This window comes from Streptomyces sp. NPDC058257 (genome assembly GCF_042881845.1).
Classification (GTDB): Bacteria; Actinomycetota; Actinomycetes; order Streptomycetales; family Streptomycetaceae; genus Streptomyces.
Map to the genome: position 1 here is coordinate 1,161,650 of NZ_JBHVXJ010000001.1, position 24,601 is coordinate 1,186,250.

Below are 24,601 nucleotides of genomic sequence, written 5' to 3' on the forward strand. Positions count from 1 at the left end.
GTCAGTCGTCCAACTGCCCGCCGCTGATTGCCGAGACGAAGGAAGCCCAGCCAGCGGCAGGGAACACGAGCACCGGACCGTGTGGAACCTTGCTGTCCCGTACCGGGACGACGGCGGCGAAGTCGTCAGAGACCTCGACGCAAGCCCCACCGTCCTGGTTGCTGTAACTGCTCTTGCGCCAGGAGGCGGCAGTCAGGTCGATGGATCGCACGTTGCTTCCTCCAAAATCCGCAGGATGAACTTGCGCGACTCAGCCGGGGTGAGCGCCAGGTCACGCACCGCATCGTACGTCTTCTGCAAACGCACAACCGGGGCTGGTTCCTCAATGAGTTCGCCCTGGTACCCATTCTCGGTATACGCCACGGTTCTGCCCTCCGGAAGGAGCAGGTACCACATATCGGCGCTCACGAGACCGTGCAGGCCCGCGCTCTGCAGAAGTACGTGAACCGTCACGTTGGTTCGGTCCGCCGCATCCCTCAGATACTCCAACTGCCCGCGCCACTCCCCCACATCCCGCAACGGCATTCGCAACGCCGCCTCCGACAGGATGGTCCGGAACGGCGGCGCGTCCTCCCCCGCCAACAACTCCCGCCGCCCCATCCGCGCCTCCACCTGCTGCTCAAGCTCCTTGCCCTTAAGCCCACCCGCTGCCAGCACCTCTCGGGCGTACCCCGGCGTCTGCAACAACCCCGGCAGCACACTCACCGCAAAGTGCCAAAGGCTCACCGCCTCCGCCTCCAGCGCCATATACCGCCGATACCGCTCCCGGAACTGCGTATGGTCCCCGGCAGCCAGCTCCCACAGCGCCAGCAACAGCCCCGGCGTCCCGTAGTGCGTATCAAGGGCCTGGACGACCTCCGGGCTGCCCAGCGTCTCGCCCTTCTCCATCTTGCCGAACAACGACCAGTCCCAGCCCAGCCGTTCGCCCAGCACGCGCAGGCTCGCCCCGCTCTCGCCCCGCAGTTTTCGCAACTCCTCGGCGAACCGCTGACGGGGTTCCTGACTGCGGCCGGTGATGACGCGTCGTTGCGGCATACCGCTCCCTCCGGGACGTACGAGTAACCGACGTGGAACGTGTGGAACCACCTCCGCGCGGCGAGGAACCACCACCCCGCCCACAACCCGGCCGCCCACCTCCGGGCGCATTCTCGTCACGACCGGACTACACAGCGTAATTGGCGCAGGGCAGTCGGGTCACGAAATCAGCGGAACAGCACCGGAACCCCACCGAGAACCACCGACGAGAAGCATCAACAAGGACCCACATGAACCCCACGCCGCCCGCTCCCCACACCCCCAAGGTCCAGGAAGCCGTAGAAGCCCGCGACGCCCTCGCCACCGCGCTCTCCCAAGCAGGCATCCAGCTCCCCGCGATGGACATCCGCACCCCCTGGGCGGACGACCGTAAGGCCGAAGCGCAGTACGCCCTCGTCCACCTCGGCGTGTGCTCGGCCCCGATCGCCCTGATGCTCGCGGACGTGATCACGAAGGGGATCACCGGGTGACGGAGGACGCCGCCGACCGGGCACCCACCGTCGGCGAGGCCGTCCACGACAGCGGGCGCGACCGCGTCGGACGGGTCATGGGCTACGAGGGCCCGTACATCCAACTGCGTCCGCTCGCCGGTGGCCGGGAGTGGGACGCCGACCCCGACCGGCTCCGCACCCTCACGCAAGACGAGCTGCTGAGTGCCCTCCTCGCCGAGGTGAACGCCCGTAGCAGACAGCCCAGATGACATCACCACCCCCTCATGGCCGACTCCGTACCAACCACCTCCCCGTGATCAACACCCTCACCTAGGATGGCGAGAACCAATCTCAGCGGCCCGACGGGCTTCCTGACCCGCCGCGCGACATCGCGCGGCGGACCACGAAGGACATGCCCCCACCCGCACGAGTCTTCTTCGTGCTGCCTGGGGGCATTGCCTTGCTGTTCCGTGAGTCCGCGGCGTCCGTAGCCGCCCGTATCCTCGAAGGGTCACTGGCGCTGCATCTGACCGAGAACTTCCGTCATCTGCACGGCCACAGCGCCGGGCAGTCGGAAATCCGGTCATGGGAACGCAGTCTCCCCGCTCTCGTCAACGCCCTCGTCGAGGCCGGGCTCGACGACGTCGAGGTGCTCATCGAGTACAGCCTGCCCCTCACCAGCAAGCGCGCGGACGCCGTACTGGCGGGTGTGCACCCCGCCACGGGCGAACCGTCGTACGTCGTGGTCGAGCTGAAGCAGTGGAGCGCCGCCTACCCGGAGGAGGACGAGCCGCTGCTGTGCCGGATCGACGCGTACCCGGCCGCCGTACTCAACCCGATCGAACAGGTCCGGGGCTACTGCGAGTACCTGCTGTCCTTCAACGGCGCGCTGGAGCGGATGCCGAAGTCGGTAGCGGGGGTGGCGTTCCTGCACAACGCCGTTGAATCCCGCATCGCAGGTCTGCGCGGCGTCGAGGAGGACCAGCACGGCCGGCTGTACACCGGCGAGCAGCGCGGGGCCTTCCTGGACTTCCTGCGCTCGCGCCTCGCAGCAAAGCCTGGTGCGGAGGCGGCTGACGTACTGCTCGACGGCAAGATCCGGCCGTCGAAGCAGCTGATGGCCCTCGCGGCGGCCGAGATCCGCGACCGGGAGCAGTTCGTCCTCATCGCCGAGCAGCGGGTCGCCTACGAGAAGGTGATGTCCGCCGTCCGCAAGGCCAAGCAGTCCAACCACAAGCAGGTCGTCGTGGTGACCGGCGGTCCCGGCTCCGGCAAGAGTGTGGTCGCCCTGTCGCTGCTCGGCGAGCTGTACCGGCGTGGGGTGACCGCGCTGCACGCCACCGGGTCCGCGTCGTTCACCAAGACCATGCGCAAGGTCGCCGGGGCGCGGAAGCCCGACGTGCAGAAGCTGTTCATGTACTTCAACAGCTTCATGGACGCCGAGCCCAACGACCTCGACGTGCTGATCTGCGACGAGGCCCACCGGCTGCGCAAGACGTCCGCCAACCGCTACACGAAGGCTGAACTGCGCACAGGCCGACCTCAGGTGGCGGAGCTGATCGACGCCGCCCGGGTTCCGGTGTTCCTGCTCGACCAGCACCAGGTGGTGCGGCCCGGCGAGATGGGCACCAAGGCGGAGATCCAGCGGGCCGCCGCCGCTCAGGGTCTTGAGTGCACGGTCGTGGCGCTGGGCGGGCAGTTCCGGTGCGGTGGCAGTGACGCGTACGAGAAGTGGGTCGTCGACCTGCTCGGCCTGGAGGGCGGCTCACCCGGACCGTGGGAGCCGGACGGCAAGCTGGACCTGCGGACCGCCGAGAGCCCGCAGGAGCTGGAGGATTTCCTCGTCGCCCGCCGGGCGGAGGGCTACGGGGCGCGGATGTCGGCCGGTTACTGCTGGAAGTGGACCACCAAGGTCACTCCGGGCATGACCGAGTTGCCCGCCGATGTCGTCATCGGTGAGTGGGCGCGGCCCTGGAACGTGTACGGCGACCGATCCCTCCTCGGTGCGCCGCCCGCGCCCCTGTGGGCCACCGACCCGGACGGTTTCGGGCAGGTCGGCTGTGTCTACACCGCGCAGGGCTTCGAGTACGACTGGTCGGGCGTCATCATCGGCCCCGACCTGGTGTGGCGTACGGACCACTGGGTCGTGGACCGGTCGGCGTCCAAGGATCCGATCTTCACGAAGGCGACGCCGGACAGCGATATCGGCCGGCTGATCCGCAACACCTACAAGGTGCTGCTGACGCGGGGCATGGTCGGCACGGTCATCTACTCGACCGACCCGGAGACGCGCGACAAGCTGCGCTCGCTCGTGCATCCGACGTCCAGGGTGGAAGCGCCCGCCCTCGCCTAGTCGGGCATATGCGAAAAGAGGGCATCGATTGACAGCGATACGTCCTACGATCGGATGAGCCTGTGCAGCCGCTCGTCGGGGGAGTGATCGTTCATGGCCCAACAGCCGCTCTTACTCCGCGATGTCATCGACATCAAGGAATCCATATCCACGTCCGACTTCGTCCTCCAGCTCTCGGAGGCGACGGCCCCGGAAGGCGCCGAACGTGCGCTGCGGGACTACGTGGTCACGGAACGGCTGCTGGAGAACTTCGACGAGGCGCTCGGTCTTATCCGGGCCGCGCTCGACGGACACACGTCGAAGGCGGCCTACCTCCACGGGTCGTTCGGTTCCGGTAAGTCGCACTTCATGGCGGTGCTCCACGCACTGCTCAGCGGGGCCCCGGCGGCCCGCGCGCGGACGGACCTCGACCCGGTGCTCACCAAGCACGAGTGGCTCGGCACGGAGGGGAAGCGATTCCTGCTCGTGCCGTACCACATGCTCGGTGCGAAGGCGCTTGAGCAGCGGATCCTCGGTGGGTACGTGAGCCACGTCAAGAAGCTGCACCCCGAGGCTCCGACGCCGCAGGTGTACCGGACGGACACCCTGTTCGAGGACATTCGCGCGATGCGGTCCCGCATGGGCGACCAGGCGGTGATCGGCGGCCTCACCTCGGCGGACGACAGCGACGGCGCCGGGGACGAGGAGGACGAGTGGGGCGAGGCGTTCGGCTGGACGCCTCAACTGCTCGACACCGCCCTCGCCGCCGAGGAGGTCCACGAGGGCGGCCAGGCACTCAACCTGGTCAGTCCGTCGACGCCCGCCGAGCTGCGGGCACGCCTTGTGCAGGACGCGAGCACGCATCTGCTGCCGGGCTTCGCGAAGAACGCCGTCGAGGACGAGCACGGGTTCGTCTCGCTCGACGCCGGCCTGTCCGTGATCGCCGAGCACGCCAAGTCGCTCGGTTACGACGGCCTTATCCTCTTCATGGACGAGCTGATCCTGTGGCTCGCGACCCTCATCCACGACCAGAAGTTCGTGGCCCGGGAAGCCGGAAAGATCACCAACTTCGTGGAGGGCGGCGACGCCCGCCGTGCCGTGCCGGTGATCTCGTTCATCGCCCGTCAGCGCGACCTGCGCGAACTGGTCGGCGAGGAAGTGTCGGGGGCGGCCGAGGCGTCCATCCAGGACACGCTCAACCTGGCCTCGGGCCGGTTCGACAAGATCACGCTGGAGGACCGAAACCTCCCCCAGGTCGCGCACGCCCGCCTGCTCAAGCCCAAGGACGACAAGTCCGCCGCGCTCGTCGAGGCCGAGTTCGAGAAGACCCGCAGGATCCGCCAGGAGGTGTGGGACACGCTCCTGGGATCCGACCGCGGTGCTGACGGCGTCGGTGCGGACGAGGAGAGCTTCCGGCTGACGTACCCCTTCTCACCGGCGTTCATGGACACCCTCGTACACGTGTCGTCCGCGCTCCAGCGCAACCGGACCGGCATGAAGCTCATGGGACAGCTGCTCGCCGACCACCGGGCCGAGTTACGGCTCGGCGACCTGATCCCGGTCGGCGACTTATATCCGCTGATCACAGCCGGCGGCGACAAGCCGTTCACCGACAGCCTCAAGGTGGTCTTCGAGGCCGCCGACAAGCTCTACCGGACGAAGCTGCGGCCGTACCTCCTCCTCACGCACAACGTGTCGGAGGAGGTCATCGAGCAGTACGCCCACCGGCCCGACAGCATCACCGATCCGGAGCTGCTCCCCCGCATCAAACAGTTCACCGGTGACAACCGCATCGTGGGCACGCTGCTGCTCTCGGCACTCGCCCCGAGCGTCCCGGCCTTGTCCGATCTCACCATCCGCCGTTTGTCCGCGCTCAACTACGGCTCGGTGGCCGCCCCGATCCCGGGCCGCGAGTACGGCATCCTCAAGAACAAGGTGGCCGAGTGGGCGGGCCGCTTCCCCGAGATCAAGGAGACCGGAACCGAGGCCAATCCGGGTGTCCGGCTCGAGCTGTCGGGCGTCGACGTCGACTCGGTGATCGCCAACGCCAACGTCAACGACAACCCCGGCAACCGCGAGGCCCTCGCCAAACGGCTCCTCGTCGATGAACTCTGTGTCGAGCAAGACCAGTTGATCAACGAGCTGCACTTCGCCTGGCGGGGCACTGAGCGCAGTGTCGAGGTGGTGTTCGGCAATGTCGCCGATACGGACGAGCTGCCGGACCACGACCTCATGCCTCAGCAGGACGGGCACTGGCGGCTCGTGATCGACCTCCCCTTCGACGACAGCGAGTACGGGCCACGCGACGACGCCATCCGGATGGAACGGCTGCGTGAGCGGCAGGGCGAGCCGTCCCGCAGCGTCGCCTGGTTACCCACTCACCTCTCCAGCCAGCGGTACGCGGACTTCCGCCGCCTCGTCGTCATCGACAAGGCCCTGTCCGACAGCCAGCGGTTCGACGGCCAGTACGCGAGCCATCTGAGCCCCGACAACCGGGCCCGCGCGAAGGGACTCCTGGAGACCCAGCGCGAGTCGCTGCTCAAGAGCGTGAAAGCTGCCTTCAAGCAGGCGTACGGCCTCGCCGACAAGAAGGCCACCGATGTGGAACTCGGCTTCGGCGACCATCTGCGGTCGCTGCGCGAGGTCGAAGGGCTGACCCTGTCCTTCGGCCAGTCGTTGCGGGACGGCATCCGGCACATCGCGGGCAAGCTGCTCGCGAGCCAGTTCCCGGACCACCCGAATCTCGACCCCGAGGGCAACGGCACCGTCGTCAAGCCTGTTGACGCCAAGAAGGTCTTCACGCACGTACGAGCCGCCGCCGAGGCCCGCGACGGACGCGCCGAAGTCCCCGCCGCCGACCGGAACCTGATGCGCCGAGTAGCCGCCCCGCTGCGGCTCGGGCAGCAGAAGGAGGCGTACTTCGAGGTGTCGGAGTACTGGGCCGATCATTTCCGGCAGCTCGCCAGGGGGCAGGGCGTGACCGGAGACCTCAGCCTGATCACCCTCACCGACTGGACGGACCGGCCGACACCACGCGGTCTGCCGGTCTTCCTCGCCCGCCTCATCGTGGCCTCGTTCGCCGAGATGGACGACCGGGTGTGGGTCCGCGCGGGCACGCCGCTCGACCCGGCGCCCCAGTTGAACGAGATCAAGGACCATGACGCGCTGCGCAGCCAGCCGCTGCCCTCCGAGGAGGACTGGTCCGGCGCCCGCGAGCGCTTCTCCACGGTCTTCGGCGATCCTGCCCCCACGCTGCGACGTGGCCGCATGGTCAACCAGCTCGCCCGGCAGATCGCCCAGCAGGCGAGCGCCCACCTGGAGTCGGCCCGCGAGCTGGTGACGCAGCTGGAACGGCACACCGGTTTCCTCCATCTCGACGAAACCGTCGAAGGCGGGCGCCTCGCCCTCGCTCGGCGGGCCGTCGAGCTGCTTGAGGAGCTCACGCGCTCGGCCGGTCAGGGCGCTGCCGGAGCAAGGAAGACGGTGGAGGCCCTGGCCACCTTCGACTTCGGTCAAGTCGGCGCGGACCGGTTCGGGACCTCCGTCAAGCAGGCTCGTGCGGTCGCACAGGCTCTGGACTCGGCGTCCTGGACCACCCTCGACCTCGCCACCTCGGAGGGGCCGGAGGGAGAAGCGCTGCTGGAGTCCCTGCGCAACGTGGCACAGAGCGACCAGCGGACCAACGACCTGAAGGAGGCGCTGGCCAGGACGCAGCGCGAGGTCCTTGCGCTGGTGAAGCGCAACCGTGCGACGCCGACTGCGAATCCGACTCCGCCGCCTGCTGACCCAGCGCCACGCCCCGGTGACGTACGCCTCGACACCCGAACGAGCCATCCGGCCATCCCCGTACAGAGATCGGGCACAGGCGCGTCCGCTCAGGTACAAGTGAAGCGCTCCGGGGGCGGACGGACGACCGCTTCCAGGGCGGCCGCCGAACTTCAGGCCGAAATCGCGGAGTTGGCCGCACGCGAGCCCGGCATCGAGGTCGAGATCACCTGGCAGGTCGTCGAACGATGAGCACCGCGACGACCAGCACGGTGGCCGTGCGGCTGAACCTCGCAACGATCACCCAGTACCTGTCGACCCAGAGTTCTCTGGCCGACGCCTTGGCGGACGAGGACAAGGGCCGACACCGGGCCGTGCTGCTGCGCTCCGCACCGCAGTGGGACGGCCCCGCCGAACACATATGGGGCGACGGCCTTTCGGCTCGGATAGTGGCGGCGCCCTCCCCGCTCGCCGTGCACGAACTGCTGCTCGGCCACCTGGCGGACACAGACGCGGACGCGGCGTCCGGCCCTGCCGTACTCGTCGTCCTGACCGACCGCGAACCGAACGAGCTCGACCCCGGAATCCTGGCCCGCACCCACAAGAAGCGCATCGACACGGTGGACAGCTGGGACGTGGTGCGGGACGCGTTCGGAGCCCATCAGGTCGACCAACGGCTCAAGGACGACAAGTGGGCCGCGGAGGCCCTCCTTGACGCGTCGCCGCCGAGGGGCGGCTGGCCCCGTCTTGGAGGCGGCATCCTGTCGCGCGGCACCGCGCTGTCAGCGCTCGCGCTGCGGCGCCTGAGACTGGGCAGTTACGAGGACGAGGCGGCCCGCCAGGACCACACCACGTCCGCCGACCGCCTCGACACCCACGCGCTCCTTGGCTGGTCCCTGCTTCAGGGCCGTCCGGAGCACTTCCTGGCCCTCCGCGGACCCGAACGCGGCGGCCTTGCGCGGTTCCTGAGTGAGGACGACCGCGCCGGACTCGCGGGGCGGGCGCTTCTGGACCTCGTCGAGGCCGAACACGGTCCGGACGCGGTGGCCTTCGGACTCGTCTGCGCCTCGCTGTGGTGCCACGCCGAACCGGACGCCGCCGTCTACACGGCGCGCGGTCGCGCGGAGCGCTGGTTCGGAGAGCGCCCTTCGGCGCAGGGTGAGCAGCTCGACGCCATGGCGACCGCCTTCGGCCGGGCCTCGGAGGACTACGTGGGCACACTGCTCGCCGCAGCCGCCAGGGAACGTTCCGCGGCTGCGGGCTCGGAGTCGGTCCGCGAGGCACGACGAACCAGCGACACGGTGCTGGAGCGTGCCTCGCTGCTGGTCCGCCAGTTCGGTGCGGAAGCCGCCGCCAGAGCCAGTCCTCTCCTGTCAGCAGGCCTGGACGCCAGGTTCACGACTGTCGGAATGGCTCTGACCGCCGGTGAGCCGGGTCCGCTCGACGCCGCCGTGCTTTCCTTGAGTGAGCACCGGCGTGCACAAGGGCCGGAGGTTCAGTCACGGATCGAGCGGACCCGCATGGCCCAGCGGCTCGTCGGGTGGCTGGCGACCGAGCCGCAGGCCGAGGCGTCTCACGTGGGCGGAGCCATAGAACGGCACCTCCAAGAGACCGCTTGGGTGGATCGCGCCCTTGAGCACATCGAGGCGGGCGGGGACTCCGACGACCGGCTGAGGACCGCGTACGACTCACTGGCCGTGCGCGTGCGGGAGCGGCGCCATGAGATCGACCGTGAATTCGCACGTGTCCTGGCGACCTGGACCGCTGCCGGTACTGATCCCGGCGGAATGCTGACGGTGGAGACGTTCCTGGACCGGGTGGTGAAGCCTGTGGTCCGAGGGGCCCCCGACCGGCGCGTGCTGCTGATCGTCCTGGACGGGATGAGTGCGGCCATCGCCACCGAACTGGGCGAGGAACTGCGCGCCTCGTGGGCCGAGTTCGACCCGGTGGCCGCTGAAGGTGCTCCACTCCGTCGTGCGATGGCAGCAGCTCTGCCCACCCTCACCTCCGTGTCCCGTACTTCGCTGTTCGCGGGCAGGCTGACGCAGGGAACGCAGAAGGACGAAGCCCAGCTCTTTCCCACACTTCCGCTCTGGAACGGTGCGCGGGCGGCCGTGTTCCACAAGGACGGCCTGCGAGCCGACAGCGCGGGAGACACCTTCGGGCCCGAGCTCACCGAAGCACTCATGGACGGCCGCACGCATGTGGCCGTCGTCCTCAACGCGATCGACGACCGACTGGCCAAGGAGCAGAAGCTGGGGGACGGCGCCTGGCAGTCCGGGCACATCCCGGGCCTTCCGGATCTGCTGCGGATCGCCGCCTCGCAGGGGATGGCCGTGGTCGTCACCAGCGACCACGGGCATGTCGTGGACCGGCACGGGGTGAAGGTGGACACCGGCTCGCCGCAGTCCGCCCGTCACCGGACACCGGACGGCGAGGTGGGCCCGACGGAGGTCGCGCTGCACGGGCCCCGGGTCATCGCGCCGGAGTCCGGTGGATCGATCACCGCGCTGTGGGACGCCGACTCGCGGTACACAGCTCGCAAGGCCGGATACCACGGCGGAGCGTCCCTCGCCGAGTTCACGATTCCTGTGCTGGCCTTCCTGCCCTTCGGAGCGACGCCTCCTCCGGTCTGGCGGGAGCTGGCGGATCAGCGACCGGCCTGGTGGCTGCCTACCGGGTCCATGCCTCCCGCAGTCAGTGTTCCGCCCGCCCCGACAGCCCCGGCGAAGCGGCAGGCGCGGCAGAAGCCGACGAAGGCCCAGGTCCAGGCGCAGGCCCAAGTGGCCCGTACGCACGACTCGTTGTTCGAGGTCGCGTTGGTTCCGGCACCCGACAGCGAGGGAGCACTGGTGACCACCGCATTTGTCGGCCCCGACGACACCCTCGTCTCGTCCCTCTTCGCTTCGGAGGCGTTCCAGGGACAGACCGGCCTGCTCGCCCGCAAGCCGCCCATGGACAAGGTCGAACTGGCGATCCGAGCCCTGCTCGACGCCGGAGGCACGCTGCCGGTGTCCGCGCTGGCGCAGCGCGTGTCCTACCCGGTGACCCGGGCGGACGGCTTCGCAGCGATCCTGCGCCAACTGCTCAACTACGACGGGGTGCAGGTCCTGGAAACCCTGCCGGACGGGCGCACCCTCCGCCTCGATCTCGCCCTGCTGCGCCTGCAGTTCGACCTAGCCTGACCTTCCATCCGTCGTCCCCTCCACCGATGAGCCGGGAGCCATGAGCGCCAACGACCGTGTGCTGATCAACCAGATGATCGAGGAGCGCCGCAACGCCCGCGCTGTCCCGCTTACGTTCGACGCGGCCTTCGAGAGGTTCGCCGGTGAACACGCGCTGCACGGCTTCGGCCTCTCCGAGGAGGAGATCGAGGCCGGCGTGATCGGAGGCGCCAACGACGGCGGCATCGACGGGGCCTACGTCTTCCTCGGCGGCCGGCTCCTGCACGAGGACAGCGAGATCTTCCAGCAGCACTCCGCTGTCTCGAACGTGGAGCAGGGAAGCCAGCTGACGCTCTGGCTCATCCAGGCCAAGACCAGCGCGGGGTTCTCCGAAACGGCCCTGGACAAGGCGGCGTCCACCTGCGCGAACCTGTTGGACATGGAGGTCGACGAGGGCACCGTCGGGGTGCTGTACACCGCCGATCTCCTCGCCCGCTTCAGACTTTTCAGAACCGCGTTATCGCGTCTCCTCACGCGCCACCCGACCGTCCTCATCAAGTTCTCGTACGTGACGCGCGGTGAGGCGAGCGAGGTGCACCCCAAGGTTCAGGCAAAGGCCAAGATCCTGGAGACGCAGTTCTCCAACGCTTTCGCCATCTCCACGGGTGAGGTCGAGTTCCTCGGCCCCGCGGAACTCTGGCAGCGCGCCAGCACCCTCCCCTCGTACACCCTGGAACTGCCCTATAGGGAGAGCATCACCCACGGCACGAGCCACATCGCGCTCGTCGGTCTGGGCGAATACCTCGACTTCCTCAGCGACGAGACCGGGGCGATCAAGTCGCACATCTTCGACTGGAACGTCCGTGACTATCAGGGCAATGTCGAGGTGAACCGGGAGATCACGGCTTCCCTCCAGAACCCTGGGGCGCCGGAGTTCTGGTGGCTCAACAACGGCATCACCATCGTGTGCTCGCAAGCGACCTCCGTCGGAAAGCGGCTCAGCCTCTCCGACGTACAGATAGTCAACGGTCTCCAGACCTCGTACACGCTCCACGAGACGCTGCACGACCTCTACCTGACCGAGCCCACCGACCCCGTCTTCGACAGGCTCGTGCAGGTACGCATCCTCGTCACCGTGGACCAAGCCGCGCGGGACTCCGTCATCCGCGCCACCAACCGGCAGACGAGCGTGCCGGTCGCCTCTCTCCGGGCCACTGACGACATCCAACGGCAGATCGAGTCGTACTTCCTGGAGCACGACTGGTTCTACGACCGGCGCAAAAACTTCTATCGGAACCAAGGCAAGCCGACCGACCGCATCGTCAGCATTCCCTTGCTGGCACAGTCCGTGATGGCTATGGCGTTGGGACGGCCCGACGACGCCCGCGCCCGCCCCTCCAGCCTGCTGAAGTCCGACACCGACTACCGGCGCGTCTTCTCGGCGAAGACGGAACTTCCCGTCTACCTGTGGCTGGCCAAAGCCCAGCGCCAAGTGGACGAGTTCCTGCAGTCGATGTCGGATCCCGCCGCCCGCTCCTTGCACACGAATCTCCACTTCCATCTCGCCATGCTCGGCGCGGTCGACCTCATGGGCCGCGTGTTCAGCAAGCCGGAGGCCCTGGACAACGCCGCCAGAGAAGAGGTCTTTCCGAGCGCGGCGCGCCTCGAATCGTTGTGGGCATCGCTACAGGAGCAGTTCGAGAACTTCCAGCGAGAGAACCGGTCGGGGGCCGACAAGACCGCGAAGAGCAGCGAATTCGTCTCGTACCTCACGACCAACCTCGGATACGGCAGCCACCGCCGCAGGTGACCCCCGAGGGGGGTACTTCACCATGCGGGAGAACGGTTCTTCACCATGCACGGATGGGACAATGAGCGAGTGATCGATCCCCGCCCCTCTCCCGTCTCCGCCGCCCGGCGGCGCACAGCCCTGGACGCGCTCCGGCGTGGTGCGGTGCCCGAGAGCGGCCTGGATCTTCTTGCCACCGGCCTCGACCGTTTCGAGTCCGCGCTCGACGCGGAACTCGACGCGGTCGCCTCGGGTGCCTCGGTCTTCAAGGCTGTGCGAGGTGAGTACGGTTCCGGCAAGACGTTCTTCACCCGGTGGCTCGGAGAGCGCGCCAAGCAGCGCAACTTCGCCGTTGCCGAGGTCCAGGTCTCGGAGACGGAGACTCCGCTGCACAAGCTGGAGACCGTCTACCGGCGTCTCACCGAACGGCTGTCCACCCCGAGCTTCCCGCCGAGTGCCCTGCGGCCTGTGGTGGACGCATGGTTCTACGCCCTGGAGGAGGACGCCCTCGCCGCCGGTGCCGACGAGGACGATCTGAGCAGCGCGGTGGAGGAGTTGCTGGCCGCCCGGCTGACTGAGGTGTCCCGGCACGCACCGTCCTTCGCTGCCGCGCTGCGCGGCTACCGGACCGCGCTCGCCGAGGGCGACGAGGCGACGGCAGCGGCCATCCTCGCCTGGCTGGGCGGTCAGCCCCATGTGGCGGCTGCGGCCCGCCGTTCCGCGGGGGTACGCGGCGACCTCGACCACTTCGGGGCCCTGGGTTTCCTGCAGGGCTTGCTCACCGTCCTGCGGGACTCCGGCCACCGAGGGCTGTTCGTCGTACTGGATGAGGTGGAAACCCTTCAGAGAGTGCGATCGGATGCCCGGGACAAGGCACTCAACGCCCTGCGCCAGCTGATCGACGAAGTCCACTCGGGACGGTTCCCCGGCCTCTATCTGGTCATCACCGGCACACCCGCCTTCTACGACGGCCAGCAGGGCGTGCAGCGACTCCCGCCGCTCGCCCAGCGGCTCGCAACGGACTTCACGACCGATCCACGCTTCGACAACCCGCGGGCGGTCCAACTGCGCCTTCCCGGTTTTAGTTTGGAGTCGTTGACCGGCCTCGGTGTGACCATCCGGGATCTTTTCGCGTCCGGAGCAGACTCTCCCGACCGGGTCAAAGCGCTGGCGGACGACGCGTATGTTGCCGATCTTGCCCGTGCGGTGGGCGGAGCCCTCGGTGGCAAGGTGGGCGTCGCGCCCCGGCTTTTCCTCAAGAAGCTGGTCGGCGATGTCCTCGACCGGATCGACCAGTTCCCGGACTTCGACCCACGGCAGCACTATCGGCTCACGGTCGGCGGCAGTGAACTCACCGATGTGGAGCGGAATCTGGCCGGATCGCCGTCGGCCGACGACATCGACCTGGAGCTGTGATGACTTCGGCCACGGATCCTGTCGACCGGCTCGACCCCGTCATCCTGCACCACGTGGTCAACACGCTCGGCTGGCCGGACCTGCGGCCCCTGCAACGGGCTGCGATCAATCCGGTGATGGACGGCGAGGACACCGTGCTCCTCGCGCCCACCGCCGGCGGCAAGACCGAGGCGGCCTGTCTGCCGATCCTGTCGGCCATGTCCGAACGGGGCTGGACCGGCACTTCGGTTCTGTACCTCTGCCCCCTCAAGGCGCTCCTCAACAACCTCGTGACACGCGTCGACAGTTACGCGCAATGGCTCGGACGGCGCGCGGCACTGTGGCACGGGGACACACAGGAGTCGCAGCGCCAGCGCATCCGCACCGACAGGCCCGACATCCTGCTGACGACGCCCGAGTCGCTGGAAGCCATGCTGATCGGGGTGAAGACGGATCACGCGCACCTGCTGGGCGGCGTCCGGGCCGTCGTCGTCGACGAGGTCCACGCGTTCGCGGGCGACGACCGGGGATGGCATCTTCTGGCGGTCCTCGAACGCCTCCAACGGGTCACCGGGCGGCCCATTCAGCGGATCGGCTTGTCGGCGACCGTCGGAAATCCCCACCAACTGCTCACCTGGTTACAAGGATCCGGCGCCGGTCGGCGCGTAGGGCGGGTCATCGGCCCGGAGCTCACGGCCCCGTCGGTTGTGCCGTCCGCCCAGGTGCCCACGGAGGACGCGACCGGGCCCCCACCCGGCGAGATCGAACTCGACTACGTAGGCTCGCTGTCCAATGCCGCCAAGGTCATCGCGGCCCTGCACAGAGGCGAGAAGCGGCTGGTCTTCTGTGAGTCGCGAAGGCAAGTCGAGGAGCTGGGCGCGGCGCTGCGGGCGCGTGACGTCACGGTGTTCCTGTCTCATGCCTCTCTCTCCGCCGACGAGCGGGCCCGCTCCGAGCAGGCATTCGCCGAGGCCCGTGACTGTGTCATCGTGGCCACGTCGACCCTGGAACTGGGCATCGATGTCGGCGACCTCGACCGAGTCGTCCAAATTGATTCGCCCAGCACAGTCGCCTCCTTCCTCCAACGCGTCGGGCGTACGGGGCGTCGCGAGGGAAACACCCGCAACTGCCTGTTCCTGGCCACCCACAAGGACACCCTGCTGCAGGCCGCCGCGCTGCTGCTCCTGTGGGGCCGCGGTTGGGTCGAACCGGTTGTCGCACCACCTGCGCCGCGCCACCTCGTCGCACAGCAGCTGCTGGCCGCGACACTCCAGGAGCACAAGCTGGGCGATCAGGTGTGGCCCGAGCAGTGGAACGGCCTCGCCCCCTTCGACCGTTCCGCCACTCCCATCCTGCGTCACCTGACGGAGGAAGGCTTCCTGGACACCGACGAAGGCATGCTGTTCATCGGCCTGGAGGCCGAACGGCGTTTCGGGCGACGCCACTTCATCGAACTCACCGCGTCTTTCACCGCGCCACCGCAGTTCACCGTCCTGTCCGGACGCTCCGAGATCGGCCGGATGGATCCGTCCGTGCTCACGGAGGAACGTCCAGGCCCGCGAAGACTGCTTCTGGCGGGCCGCAGCTGGCAGGTGACATACATCGACTGGGGGCGCAAGCGGGTCTTCGTCGAACCGGTCGACGGCGGTGGGATCGCCAAGTGGTCCGGAGGCACACTCGTCGGGCTCTCGTACCAGATGACGCGGGCCATGCGGGATGTCCTCCTGGGCACGGACCCGCAGGTCTCAATCACCCGACGAGCCGAGGTCTGCCTCCAGGAGTGGCGTGACGAGGACGCTCAGCACCTGGTCCACCCCGGCGGGACGCTGATCTCGCGGCGCGGAAACGACGTCCGCTGGTGGACGTGGGCGGGCTATCGGGCCAACGCGACGCTGGGCGCGACACTCTCGTCCATCGCTGATCCCGTTCAGCGGCCGACGGACTGCTACCTGCGGCTACGGGAGGACTTGAGCCCCGGCATGTGGCGCACAGCGCTGGACGCCGTCCAGGCCGGGCCAGCACTGAACGCCTCACAGGGCGGGCCGGCACTGGTCTTTCCCGAAGTCGACCAGCGGGCGGTGCGCGGCCTGAAGTTCTCGGCAGCGCTCCCCCAACGACTGGCCGTGGCCACCTTGTCGGCGAGGCTGGCCGACTTCGACGGGGCACGCGCCGCTCTGGCCGAACCGAAACGCTTCCAAACCGCCCAGTGATCCGAGTGCCGCCGCCTCCAACGGGAGCACTCACATGACTCCGCCCGCCCGAATGCCTTCAGGGCCCCGCCTCAGAAGGCGTATCTGACGCGCAGCCACGGTGCGTGTGCCGCCAGGAGTTGCTGGATTCGTGTCAGGGCCTGCTGCTTGACCTCCAGGGCGTAGCGAACGTTCACGGCCCCGTTCTGGGAGCGCTTGGTCTCCTGTGCGGTCGGCTGCCACAGCACGTCCTCGGCGCGGGGGTGCCAGCCCAGGTTGACCTCGTGGAGCTGCTCGTTGTGGGTCAGCATGATGATCTCGGCCGCCGCCTGCTCCTTCACGCGGGCGGGCAGGACGTCGTCGAGGTGGGTGAGCAGGTCGGCCCAGTCGCGCTGCCACCCGGGGCGCAGGACGACGGGTGAGAGGTTGAAGTGGACCTCGTATCCGGCGTCGAGGAAGTCGGCGGCCGCGGCGATCCGCTCGTCGACCGGGCTGGTGCGGATGTCGAGGAGGCGGGCGTCGTCGGGCGGCATGAGGGAGAAGCGCACGCGAGTACGTCCCCGCGGGTCGAGGGCGAGCAGGTCGGGGTTGACGAACTTGGTCGCGAAGGAGGCTTTGGCGGTCGGAAGGCGGCGGAACGCGGCGACGAGATCTGCCGTGTTGTCGCAGACAAGGGCGTCGACGGAGCAGTCGCCGTTCTCGCCGATGTCGTAGACCCAAGCCCGCGGATCGCACTGGTTGGGCTCCGTCTTGGGGCCCTGGGCGCGCACGTGACGCCGGACATGGGCCACGATCGCCTCGATGTTGGTGAACAGTGTGATGGGGTTGGCGAAGCCCTTGCGACGGGGGACGTAGCAGTAGGCGCAGGCCATCGCGCAGCCGTTGGAGGGGCCCGGCGCGATCCAGTCGGCCGATCTGCCGTTGGGGCGCGTCGCGAGCGTGTGCTTGACCCCGAGGACGAGCGTCTCGGTCTTGATGCGGACCCACCGGGCGATGTTGCCGTCGTTGCCGTGCAGGGCGGGGATGTTCCAGTGGCTGGCGACCTCGGTCACGCGGGCTTCCGGCAGCCGGGCCATGATCTGCTGACCGCGCGGTGAGTCGAGGGCCGCCGGTTCCGCGTAGACCTCGCGTACGTCGAGCATCCGACGCGCCTGCGGACTGTCCCGGAACGACCCGTGCGCGGCCTGGGCCGATGCGGACTGGGCCGGTGAGGCATGGGCCGGTGGGGCATGGGCCGGTGGGGCGTCCGACCACCCGAAGAGCGCTTGCTGCTCAGGTGCTCTCGGGGCGGTCTCTCCCGAGGCGGGCTCTCCGGCCGACTGACCCACGTGCTGTTCCTCTCCGCCGCTTCTTGTCTGCTCGTATCCGGCGGCCCGGTGGCGCATCGCCGAGAGGATCAGGTGGGCCTTGGCACGATGGAACCGCCGCCGCCGGAAGACGCCGCGGGCCTCGATCATGAGGAGCGGCGCGTCCCTGTGCGGGCCGCCCCGCGCCGGATCGACGAAATGGGGACCGAGCTGGTCGCCGAAGAGCCAGTGGGGAGTACCGGGCTCCCCCGCCTCCCCCGCCTCCCCTGCCTCCTCCGCCTCCCCCACCTTCTCCGCCTCGTCCGCAGTCATGCCGAGCGCTCCGTTGACGATCTGTTGCCTTGCCTGGCCTTGCCTGGCCTGGCCTTGCCTTGCCGGACGCGATCCGCGACACGACGCTTCCCTCACAGATCAAAGCGCACGACGATGGAGGCGGTACGCGGCACACGCCGGACGCGGGTCGGGCGGGGCAGCGCTTCCTCTCGTACGCGGCGCGGCACTGACGCCGCCGACGCATGCGCGAGTGCCCTGCCCGGACGGGACGCACATCCCGGGCAGGGCACCGTCGCGTACATCACGTGCAACGGTCAGGCCAGCGTCGACACCAGCAGTGCCATCAGCAGTCCGCAGACGCTCACGATGGTCTGGATGGCCGTGTGGGACTTCGTGGCCTGGCCCAGTGTCATTCCGAAGGACTCCTTCACCAGCCAGAAGCCCGCGTGGTTGACGTAGTTGAGGCCGATCGAACCGGCGCCGATGGCCACCACGAGCAGCGAGGTGTGCAGGGTGCTGCCGCCCTGTGCGAGAGGGGCGAGGATGCCCGTCGCGGCGACGATGCCCACCGTGGCGGAGCCGGTGGAGAAGGACAGGAGCAGGGCCATCAGCCAGCCGAGCACGATCACGTTGATGTGCATGCCGGATGCCGCGGACTCGACGGCCTTGCCGATCCCTGAGTCCTCCAGGACCTGGTTGAACGCCCCGCCGCCCGCGATGATCAGCAGGATGCCCGCGACGGCCTTCAGGCTGTCCGCGAGCGAGGAGCGGATCGAGTCCGGGGACAGACCGCTGCGGTATCCGAGGGCGAACAGTGCGAAGAGGAAGCCGATGAGCATGGCGATCACCGGCTCACCGGTGAAGGTCAGGACGTGCCGCACCTGGCTGGACTCGTCGTACGCGAGTTCCGCGATGGTGCGCAGGAGCATCAGGACCACGGGGACCAGTACGGCGGCCAGCGCCCAGCCCGTGCGGACCTTGTTCTTCCGCGGTTCCTGAGCTTCCGGAGCCTCTTGGGGCTCCTCGCATTCCTGGGGCTTCTGGGGCTTCTGGGGCTTCTGGGGCTCGTCGCCGCTCCCCGTGAATTTGGCTATCAGCTCCGGGTCGGGGCGCACGTCCAGGCGCGGGGCTATCCACCGGCCGTACACCGGGCCCGCGATGATGATCGTGGGGATCGCGCAGATCAGGCCCACGGCGATGGTCATGCCGAGATTCGCGTGCAGGCCCTCCACCGCGACCAGCGGGCCGGGGTGCGGGGCCACCATGCCGTGCAGGGTGGACAGGGCGCCGATCGCGGGCGCCGCCAGGTACACGTACGGGGATCCGTTGATCTTGTGCGTACGTTCCAGGCGCTGGGCCACGCTGAAGATCAGCGGGAGCAGGACGATGAGGCCGATCTCGAAGAACATCGGGATGCCGATGACGAAGGCCGCGCCCGTCACGTACCAGGGCAGCGAGCGGGCGCTCGCACGGTCGACGATCAGGCGGGCGATCCGGTCCGTGGCGCCCGATGTCGAGAGCAGCCGTCCCAGCATCGCGCCGAACGCGAGCGTGACGCCGACGTCGCCGAGGATGCCGCCCGCGCCCGACTCCAGGGACTCGGCGATCTTCTCGACCGGCTGTCCCGCCGCCAGGGCGACCCCGACCGAGACGGTCATCAGAGCGATGAAGGGGTGGAACCGGAGCCGTGAGTTGATCAGCGTGATCAGCGCGGCGATGGCCGCCGCCAGGATGATCAACAGCGTCCACGTGTGGCCCGTCACAGTCGGCCTCCCGAGCGGCCGTCGGGGCCCGTGGACAGGCCCGTACGCGGGCGTGATGCGGTGAGTGCCGTCGTCATTGAAGAAACTCCTGGTATGCGGCTCGTTGTGTCCCGGCGGGAACGTATCGGCCGGTCACCCGGCGCCTCCAGGTTGTGCTCGTAACCCGTGAAACCCCTGATCTGAGCGTTCTGCGCATTCTGTGCACGGCCCGCGCCGGGGTTACCTTCGGTTGGTGAGAATCGTCGAACCGCCGGGTCGGAAACGCCCCCGGCCGGGTCCCCGGCCGGGTCCCCGGCCGCGGACCCGGCCACGGACCCGGCTTCGGCTGCGGACCCAGGTGCTGCTCCTGCAGTGCGCGGTGGTCGCGATCACCGTCGCCGCGGCTTTCGCCGCCTTCGCGTACTCCAATGAGCACCGGCTCGACCGGGAGTACCAGCTGCGTGCGCTCGCGGTGGCCAGGACCATCGCCTCCGAGCCGTCCGTCCGGCGCGCCACCGCCGAGTTCTCCGCGGCCAACGACCGCCCCGGAAGCGGCGCGGCACACACCGCGCGTGCCACGCTCGCGAAGGGCACGGCGCAGACCGTGGCGGAGGCCGCCCGGGTCAGGACCGGATCACTGTTCGTCGTCGTCACGGACGACCGTGGCATCAGGCTCGCCCACCCGGAACGCTCACAGCTGGGCAGGAAAGTGAGCACCGACCCGTCCGGCGCGCTCGCCGGAAACGAAGTCCTCGCGCGGCACCGCGCCCACCTCGGTGAAGAGGTCGTCGCGAAGGTTCCCGTGTACGCACCCGGCTCGACCACCGAGGTCGTCGGCGAGGCGAACGCGGGGCTCGCCGTATCCGCCGTGCAGGCCCAGTTCCTGCGCGTCCTGCTCGGTGGCCTCGGCTGGCTCGTGATCGCCCTGCTGCTCGGCGTCGCCGCGTCCGCGCTGCTCGCCAGGCGGTGGAAGCGTCTGACGCTCGGGCTCGAACCGGAGGAACTGGCCGGGCTCGTGCAGGAACAGGAGGCGGTCCTGCACGGCATCGGCGAAGGCGTCCTCGCCCTGGACACGGAGGGCAAGGTCACGGTCGTCAATGACGAGGCACGTCGCCTGCTGCTCGTGCCCGACGCCGCCTCCGGCTGTGACCTCGGGGAACTGGGGCTGACTCCCCGGGTGGTCGATGCGCTGCGCAGTCCCGGACCCGGACCCGGACCCGCTCACGGTCCTGTCATCACCGCCGTCGGCGAGCGGGTGCTTGTGATCTCGTCCCGCACGGTGCGCCGGGACGGGCGCGATCTCGGCACGCTCCTGACCGTCAAGGACCGTACCGATGTGGAGTCCCTGACGCGCCAGCTCGACGCGGTGCAGGCCATGAGCTCGGCGCTGCGCGCGCAGCGCCACGAGTTCGCCAACCGGCTGCACGTCGTCTCCGCGCTCGCCCACGGCGGGCACCTCGCCGAGACCACCGAGTACATCGACACGATCCTCGGTACGGGACGGCTCGGCGAAGCGCTGCCGGGCATCGACGCGGTCCGTGACTCCTACCTGCGCGCCTTCCTCTCGGCGAAGGCCGCACAGGCGCGGGAGAGCGGGGTGACCGTGGTCATCGGGAGCGCCACCTGGGTCGACGGCACCCTCGACGCGCCCGTGGATGTCACCACCGTGTTCGGCAATCTCGTCGACAACGCGATCGAGGCAGCCCAGCACGGGCAGCGGGCCGCCAAGTTCGTCGAAGTGGAACTCATGACGGAGGAGACCACCTTGCTCATCACCGTCGCCGACACCGGTGACGGTGTTCCGGTCGGCCGGGTCGACCCGGCCGACCCGGAGGCGGAGGACGACGTGTTCCGCGAAGGCGTGTCCACGAAGAACCACGCCTCGGTCGTCGGCGGACGTGGCATCGGCCTCGCCCTGGCCCGCCAGATCGCCCGCACCAGGGGTGGCGACGTGTACATCGCGGAACCCGGTACGCCCCCGCCGCCCCCGAAGGCCGACGCCGACATGACCATCAACCGGCCCCCCGAACAGATCTCCGGCGGCGCGGTCTTCGTGGCCCGGCTCCCCGGTGTCATGGAGGTCGTGGAGGCAGGACGAAGGACTAAGGACGACGAACGATGACCGACCGCGCAGCCGCCGAACGCGAGCCCCTCTCCCCCCTCTCCGTCCTCGTGGTCGACGACGACTTCCGCGTCGCCGGTATCCACGCCTCGCTGGTCGAAGAGGTGCCGGGCTTCAGGGTGGCCGGTACCACGCACACCGCGACGGCGGCGCTGGAGGCCGTCGGCGCCTTCACGGCCGCCGGCGCCACCGTCGATCTGGCCCTGGTCGACATCTATCTGCCCGACGGTTCCGGCATCGACCTGCTGCGCCGCCTGGACTGTGACGCCTTCGTCCTCAGCGCGGCGGCCGAGGGGCCCGTGGTGCGGCGCGCGCTGTCGGCGGGCGCACTGGCGTATCTGATCAAACCGTTCCCGCCGGAGCTGCTCGCCGAGAAGCTGCGGGGCTACGCCCGGTTCCGGCAGCTGACGGATGCGCAGTCCGTGGACCAGAGCACCGTCGAGAGCACGTACCGCGCACTGCGGGAGACCGTCGGCCGCCGCCCCGACCGTCGGCCCACCACCCGTACCGTGACGGCCGACGCGGTGCTGACCGCCGTACGGAACTCTCCCACGTCGCTGTCCGCGGGGCAGGTCGGCGAACTGATCGGCGTCTCACGCGCCACCGCGCAGCGCTACCTCGCCTCGCTCGTCACCTCGGGCCTCCTGCGGATGAGCCTGCGGTACGGGACCACGGGGCGGCCCGAGCAGGAGTACCGGACGCAGTGACGGCCTGCCCGTGCCCGAGTCGGGCGCGGGCAGGCCGACTTGGCGTCAGTCGGTGGAGAGGTCCTCCTCCCCCGCCATCCCGGCGGCCAGCGTCGTGCCGTCCGCCGGGTCGATCAGGAGGAACGAGCCCGTGCGGCGCGAGTCGGCGTACGCGTCGAGCGCGATCGGGTCCGCGGTGCGCAGCACCACCCGGCCGATGTCGTTGGCCGACAGCGAACCCGGCTCGGGGCTGCGGCTGAGGTCGGCCAGGGTCAGCCGGGACGGGATGTCCTTGACGATCGCCTTCACGGTGCGGGTGGTGTGCTTCAGGAGTACCCGCTGCCCCACCGTGAGCGGCCGGTCGGCGAGGTGGCAGACGGTCGCCTCGACGTCCTGGGTGACCGCGGGAGCGCAGGCGCTCGGTGCGATCAGGTCGCCGCGCGAGATGTCGATGTCGTCGGCGAGCAGCAAGGTCACCGACTGCGGGGCGCGGGCGCTCGCGCTCGGCTCGCCGAGGACGTCGATGCCGGTGATGGTGCTGGTCCGTCCGGCGGGCAGCACCGTGACCCGCTCGCCGACCCGAAGGACCCCGGACGCGATCTGGCCCGCGTAGCCGCGGTAGTCGCGGTGTTCGGCGCTCTGCGGGCGCACGACGTACTGGACCGGGAAGCGGGCGGGCGCCTCGGTGGCACGGCCGCCCACCGCGACCGTCTCCAGGTGTTCGAGGACGGTGGTGCCCGCGTACCAGTCCATGTTCGCGGACGCGTCCACCACGTTGTCGCCGAGCAGCGCGGATACCGGGATGGCCGTCACGTCGTGGATACCGAGCGACGCCGCGTACGTGGTGAACTCGTCGGCGATGGCGGCGAACGCCCGCTCCTCGAAGCCGACCAGGTCCATCTTGTTGACGGCGAGCACCACCTGCGGGACGCGCAGCAGGGCGGCGACCGCGGCGTGCCGACGGGTCTGCTCGACGATGCCGTTGCGCGCGTCGACCAGGATGACCGCCAGTTCGGCGGTGGAGGCGCCGGTGACCATGTTCCGGGTGTACTGCACGTGGCCGGGGGTGTCGGCGAGGATGAAGCGGCGTCGCGCGGTGGCGAAGTAGCGGTAGGCGACGTCGATGGTGATGCCCTGCTCGCGTTCCGCGCGCAGGCCGTCGGTGAGCAGCGCGAGGTCCGGTGTCTCCTGGCCGCGCCGCAGGGAGGCCGCCTCCACGGCCTCCAGTTGGTCGGTGAAGACCGACTTGGAGTCGTGGAGCAACCGGCCCACCAGGGTGGACTTGCCGTCGTCGACTGATCCGGCGGTGGCGAGGCGCAGGGTGTCGACGGCGGGTGCGACGGGCGGTGTCGGTGCGGCGGGCGGTGTCGGCGTGGCGCCGGTGGCGGCGGCGGTCGCTGCCGCCGCCCTCAGGTCGATCGTGGTCATCAGAAGTACCCCTCGCGCTTACGGTCTTCCATGGCGGCCTCGGACATCTTGTCGTCGGCGCGGGTGGCGCCGCGCTCGGTGAGACGGGAAGCGGCGATCTCGGTGATGACGGCGTCAAGGGTGGTGGCGTCGGAGTCGACGGCGCCGGTGCAGGACATGTCGCCGACCGTGCGGTAGCGGACCTGACGCCGCTCGACCCTCTCGCCCTCCCTCGGGCCGCCCCAGTCGCCCGCTGTCAGCCACATGCCGGAGCGCTGGAAGACGTCCCGCTCGTGCGCGAAGTAGATCTGCGGCAGTTCGATGTTCTCGCGGGCGATGTACTGCCAGACGTCCAGCTCGGTCCAGTTGCTCAGCGGGAAGACGCGGACGTGCTCGCCGGGGGCGTGGCGGCCGTTGTAGAGCTGCCACAGCTCGGGGCGCTGGCGGCGCGGGTCCCACTGCGAGAACTCGTCGCGCAGGGAGAAGACGCGCTCCTTCGCGCGGGCCTTCTCCTCGTCACGGCGCCCGCCGCCGAACACCGCGTCGAAGCGGTGCTCCTGTATCGCCTCGGTCAGCGGCACCGTCTGGAGGGGATTGCGTGTCCCGTCCGGGCGTTCGCGCAGCTTGCCCGCGTCGATGTACTCCTGCACGGACGCCACGTGCAGACGAAGGCCCGACCGCAGGACGGCGCGGTCGCGGTAGTCGAGCACCTCGGGGAAGTTGTGCCCGGTGTCGACGTGCAGCAGGCAGAACGGCACCGCGGCGGGGGCGAACGCCTTGCGCGCGAGGTGCAGCATGACGATGGAGTCCTTGCCGCCGGAGAACAGGATCACCGGCCGCTCGAACTCCCCCGCCACCTCACGGAAGATGTGCACCGCCTCGGACTCCAGGTCGTCGAGGTGGGTCAGCGGGGCGGGGGGTGCCGTCGTCGGAGCCGTCGTCATCTCGCTCGTCAGGGTGGTCA

Annotated in this window: 16 protein-coding genes; 10 read left to right on the forward strand and 6 right to left on the reverse strand. The window is 69.3% G+C overall.

Going from position 1 to position 24,601, the window contains the following annotated elements; genetic code table 11:
• Nucleotide 1: 1 nt before the first annotated feature.
• Both ACFVXC_RS04970 and ACFVXC_RS04975 read right to left on the reverse strand, forming a co-directional pair.
• On the reverse strand, nt 2-211 hold the full coding sequence (locus ACFVXC_RS04970) for a DUF397 domain-containing protein (RefSeq protein WP_389901462.1): 210 nt from the start codon (nt 209-211) through the stop codon (nt 2-4).
• On the reverse strand, nt 193-1,035 hold the full coding sequence (locus tag ACFVXC_RS04975) for a helix-turn-helix domain-containing protein (protein ID WP_389901463.1): 843 nt from the start codon (nt 1,033-1,035) through the stop codon (nt 193-195). The genes ACFVXC_RS04970 and ACFVXC_RS04975 overlap by 19 nt, the downstream gene beginning before the upstream one ends.
• A gap of 230 nt (nt 1,036-1,265) precedes the next feature.
• On the opposite strand from ACFVXC_RS04975, the gene ACFVXC_RS04980 reads away from it, so the two are divergent.
• From ACFVXC_RS04980 to ACFVXC_RS05015, 8 genes are all read left to right on the forward strand, one after another.
• Nucleotides 1,266-1,505, forward strand: coding sequence for a hypothetical protein (locus ACFVXC_RS04980; protein WP_389901464.1), 240 nt, complete (start codon nt 1,266-1,268; stop codon nt 1,503-1,505).
• A complete protein-coding gene (locus ACFVXC_RS04985; protein WP_389901466.1) occupies nt 1,502-1,735 on the forward strand; it encodes a hypothetical protein in 234 nt (77 codons plus the stop codon). The genes ACFVXC_RS04980 and ACFVXC_RS04985 overlap by 4 nt, the downstream gene beginning before the upstream one ends.
• A gap of 143 nt (nt 1,736-1,878) precedes the next feature.
• Nucleotides 1,879-3,819 carry a DNA/RNA helicase domain-containing protein gene (locus tag ACFVXC_RS04990; RefSeq protein WP_389901468.1) on the forward strand — a complete coding sequence of 647 codons (1,941 nt, stop codon included), beginning with the start codon at nt 1,879-1,881 and terminating at the stop codon, nt 3,817-3,819.
• A gap of 93 nt (nt 3,820-3,912) precedes the next feature.
• Nucleotides 3,913-7,815 (forward strand): DUF6079 family protein, encoded by a 3,903-nt coding sequence (locus ACFVXC_RS04995; protein WP_389901469.1) that lies wholly within the window; start codon nt 3,913-3,915, stop codon nt 7,813-7,815.
• Nucleotides 7,812-10,748 (forward strand): BREX-2 system phosphatase PglZ, encoded by a 2,937-nt coding sequence (gene pglZ, locus ACFVXC_RS05000; RefSeq protein ID WP_389901471.1) that lies wholly within the window; start codon nt 7,812-7,814, stop codon nt 10,746-10,748. Before ACFVXC_RS04995 ends, pglZ begins: the two co-directional genes overlap by 4 nt.
• A gap of 40 nt (nt 10,749-10,788) precedes the next feature.
• Nucleotides 10,789-12,537: an AIPR family protein gene (locus tag ACFVXC_RS05005; RefSeq protein ID WP_389901473.1), complete on the forward strand. Its 1,749-nt coding sequence runs from the start codon at nt 10,789-10,791 to the stop codon at nt 12,535-12,537.
• Nucleotides 12,538-12,582: 45 nt separating this feature from the next.
• On the forward strand, nt 12,583-13,932 hold the full coding sequence (brxD, locus tag ACFVXC_RS05010) for a BREX system ATP-binding protein BrxD (RefSeq protein ID WP_389901474.1): 1,350 nt from the start codon (nt 12,583-12,585) through the stop codon (nt 13,930-13,932).
• Nucleotides 13,932-16,121, forward strand: a complete 2,190-nt coding sequence (locus ACFVXC_RS05015; protein ID WP_389901476.1) for a DEAD/DEAH box helicase — start codon at nt 13,932-13,934, stop codon at nt 16,119-16,121. The genes brxD and ACFVXC_RS05015 overlap by 1 nt, the downstream gene beginning before the upstream one ends.
• Nucleotides 16,122-16,192: 71 nt before the next feature.
• On the opposite strand, the gene ACFVXC_RS05020 is transcribed toward ACFVXC_RS05015, so the two are convergent.
• Together ACFVXC_RS05020 and ACFVXC_RS05025 are read right to left on the reverse strand one after the other, a co-directional pair.
• Complete coding sequence (locus ACFVXC_RS05020; protein WP_389901478.1) at nt 16,193-17,719, reverse strand: spore photoproduct lyase family protein; 1,527 nt, start codon at nt 17,717-17,719, stop codon at nt 16,193-16,195.
• A 275-nt stretch (nt 17,720-17,994) separates the two neighbouring features.
• Nucleotides 17,995-19,443 carry a GntP family permease gene (locus tag ACFVXC_RS05025; protein ID WP_389901479.1) on the reverse strand — a complete coding sequence of 483 codons (1,449 nt, stop codon included), beginning with the start codon at nt 19,441-19,443 and terminating at the stop codon, nt 17,995-17,997.
• Between the two features lie 337 nt (nt 19,444-19,780).
• On the opposite strand from ACFVXC_RS05025, the gene ACFVXC_RS05030 reads away from it, so the two are divergent.
• Both ACFVXC_RS05030 and ACFVXC_RS05035 read left to right on the forward strand, forming a co-directional pair.
• Nucleotides 19,781-21,544, forward strand: coding sequence for an ATP-binding protein (locus ACFVXC_RS05030; protein WP_389901481.1), 1,764 nt, complete (start codon nt 19,781-19,783; stop codon nt 21,542-21,544).
• Nucleotides 21,541-22,251, forward strand: a complete 711-nt coding sequence (locus ACFVXC_RS05035) for a response regulator (RefSeq protein ID WP_389901482.1) — start codon at nt 21,541-21,543, stop codon at nt 22,249-22,251. The genes ACFVXC_RS05030 and ACFVXC_RS05035 overlap by 4 nt, the downstream gene beginning before the upstream one ends.
• A 45-nt stretch (nt 22,252-22,296) precedes the next feature.
• On the opposite strand, the gene ACFVXC_RS05040 is transcribed toward ACFVXC_RS05035, so the two are convergent.
• Together ACFVXC_RS05040 and cysD are read right to left on the reverse strand one after the other, a co-directional pair.
• Complete coding sequence (locus ACFVXC_RS05040; protein WP_389901484.1) at nt 22,297-23,658, reverse strand: sulfate adenylyltransferase subunit 1; 1,362 nt, start codon at nt 23,656-23,658, stop codon at nt 22,297-22,299.
• Nucleotides 23,658-24,581 carry a sulfate adenylyltransferase subunit CysD gene (cysD, locus tag ACFVXC_RS05045; protein WP_389901588.1) on the reverse strand — a complete coding sequence of 308 codons (924 nt, stop codon included), beginning with the start codon at nt 24,579-24,581 and terminating at the stop codon, nt 23,658-23,660. Before cysD ends, ACFVXC_RS05040 begins: the two co-directional genes overlap by 1 nt.
• Nucleotides 24,582-24,601: the final 20 nt, after the last annotated feature.